General features: G+C 45.5%; 2 protein-coding genes. Both read right to left on the reverse strand.

Features of this window, described 5'->3' with window-relative positions; translation table 11 throughout:
• On the reverse strand, positions 1 to 2,042 hold a 2,042-nt coding region (locus ACYSNS_RS14465; RefSeq protein WP_461723885.1), incomplete at its 3' end, for an autotransporter outer membrane beta-barrel domain-containing protein.
• Between the two features lie 647 nt (positions 2,043 to 2,689).
• On the reverse strand, positions 2,690 to 3,081 hold a 392-nt coding region (locus ACYSNS_RS14470; protein WP_461723886.1), incomplete at its 5' end, for an autotransporter outer membrane beta-barrel domain-containing protein.

The raw sequence follows: 3,081 nt of genomic DNA on the forward strand, positions 1-3,081 counted from the left end.
ACATTGGAATTGATATGGCCGGTGGAGCCTTCCACCTTCATCCAGAAACCGCGGCCTTCCATCTCATTGATGGTGGCCGTCTGCCGATCAGAGCCTGTACCAATCCATGTGCGGTTGCCAATTCGCTGCTCCAATGTGCCAAGCTTGTTCAACTGCTGCAAGATTTGCGGATAGACCTCATACATCGGCACGACAGCGGAATAAACGGGCTTGGGTTCAATGACTGGCGGCTCCACCGGCCCGACAGGCGGTTGTGGTGGTTCGACAGGTTTGACATAGAGCGAACGCAAATACCAATCACCGGCGAAGTCGCCAGCCTTATTGCCAGCATAGAGGGAATAGGCATAGGCGCCACCGACGACAGCTGCCTGCCCTTCAAAGCTATAATCACTCTTCAACGCGAAGTTATCAGCAGATGATGTGCCGTCTACTTTGATCAGCTGGATACCATCACCGGTGGTCAAAGCACCAAGGCCACCCCGATTGACAACCTGCACATAGGACTGACCAGAGCTATTGCCCAACACATGCAAGAAATCCGTCGGCGAACTATCATCGCCAAGCTGCGTATTGAAAATAAAGGTACCATCATCTCCCGCATATGTGTCATCTATTGTCAGTGTTTTAAAACCACTATTGTAAGAAAAAGCGACGACGCTGCTCATATTGGTTAAATGAGAAACTGTCGAATTCTCCGTTATGTCCCAGCGTGAATTTTCTCTCAATGTCAGGTCGATAACACCATTATTTGCAATAAGTCCGGCACCTTTAAAGTAGGATAACTTACCCGCATCGATATTAATCGTCCCGCCATCAGAAGCGAAATTACCAATCACAAACATCTGTTGTTGAGTATTGGCGCTTATCGTCCCACCATTTAGCGCATAGAATGCCTTTTCATTCTCGTTCAAAGCATCCTTACCTATTAAGACCGTGCCATTCAGATTGATTTTTGCTGTTTGGCCCATCGCTTTAATATAAGCAGAATCCGTTGTAGGATTGACGCCAATTCCGTCCATCCTAAATGTACCATTGACGCTTATCACCCCTGCTTTATTCATCACCCCTGCTACTTGGGTCCCATTTGCATTATACAGATCAACATTCACGGCAATATCGTTAACCGCGACGGCCGTGGAAGTAATTTCCGTGAAAACACCGTAAAGTATCGACTGATTCCATTGAGATTTGAGTGATATATTCGATACTCCATCTAATCTGATATCAGATACTTTATTCGAATAGATCCCGATAAGCGAAGCAGCGTTAGAGCTACCAGTCAAATTGATGTTGGTGTTTGTACCAATTATCTGACCACCATTACCGTGGACGCCGGTTAGATCACCTCCAGATGAGTTAACAGAAAGGTCTTTATAATGAATTTTTCCACCGCCAACAGCGGCCACTGCCATGACACCATAGACCGTAGACTTTACGTCGATACTCTCAAATTCGATAAGAGAGTTAGTATTTGCAAGCGCCCCCCATGCCCAACCCGTTGTATCACCGGCAAGCGTGATACTCGTTTTGCCCTCAAAAAAACTGTTGGAGGCTGTTTCAGTGCGAATACCATAAAGGTACGTTTTATTTCCTGCTCCTAAGTTTGAAGTAACGTCGACGTTTAAGTTGGCAGCTGTTGAATTCGCATTTGATACGAATAGTCCTACTAGGTTCCTTTGCGGTTTTCCGGCCGCACCTTGCCCCGACGCACTAATGAAAGAACCATTTCCCAAGTCAATCGATGCGCCGCCAAAAAGAGAAACAGTACTTGCCGACGCCCAGTTGCTTTCAGTAGAAGTTAGACCTGATGGAAAATCACTCGTCGCTTTATTATTAAAAGTCACTGCGCCACTTACTGTTACAGTCGCCGACGTACCCTTTGCAACCAGCCTTCTGACACTATCGCCTTCGTTCAAAAATCCATTTGTATTGACGTAGCTGATCAGATCATAATCAGTTGCATGAGCTACACTGCTGACCATGAAAGGAAAAACGAGAAAAGCGAGTTTTCTTGCACGCCTTCGGCGGGACAAATTTTTCATTTAGTTATATGCAACCCCTGATCCGACCGAAAAATCTACCATTACGTTCAGCGCAACTGCATCTATCGGTATAAGACAGATAAATTCATCTTCGGCCAAAAACTTGGTGATAGGAAATGCCGTTGCCCACCCGAGTACCCCTTCAGATGGGAATGCGGCTAATTACATCTATACGTATGATGGATAGGGGAAAATTTGTAAGTGTTTTTTCATAGTATCCCAATGTCCGCTTTCAAATAAATGATGTGATTATCAGCTTCCAGCGAAGCCTTGATCCAAAATCTCATCGTTTCTCATGCTTTGACATATTCGTTGAAGCTTTTCAATATGCCAAAGATTTGTGTCTGTTCTAGCTTTGATCAATCATGATGTCATAAAGTTGAGCAAAAGCGTTTTAAACGCCTCTTGTTCATATTTTTCTCTGTCAAATAAGCAACAAATGCGGTGCCTTCGTATAGAGGATTAAAGCTGATTATAAATTGAAAAATAAAATCAGCTTATAGTCCGAACACAGTCAGTGATACCACAATAGCGAGCCAGCACCCAATCACGATGACGGCAGACAAAATTCTTGAAGTTTAAGAAATTCATCAATTGTCAACATATTTGCCAAACGCAGGTAAAACAGTTTCAGCAGAACCAAGGGGTCAAAATCTGGCTCTGAATCCCACTGTTCCATTGAGCGAGTAGCTATCACCAAAGTCGGAGAACGAGGTGCGGCCATCAACCTCGCCATAGATCGAATAGGCATCGTCCTGCCAATTGTAGGAAACCCCCGTGCCGAGCCCGCCCCAGAAACGATCCGAACGATTGCGGAAGTCAACATTCGTCACCGAAACCTCTGTTCCATTCAGGAACTCATAGTAAAGATTGCCAATGCCATAGGTCTTCAAACGGCGCGTATCCCCCGCCTCAGACTTCCATGCCTTCTCCCGGTTGAATGCAAGCCCCAAACGACCCGTCAGCGCATCACCATCTTCCCGACTGACATGCACATCATACGCATCACGGAAACTGTCAAAATCCACCGCATTATAGG

The organism is Bartonella sp. LJL80 (assembly GCF_054871565.1).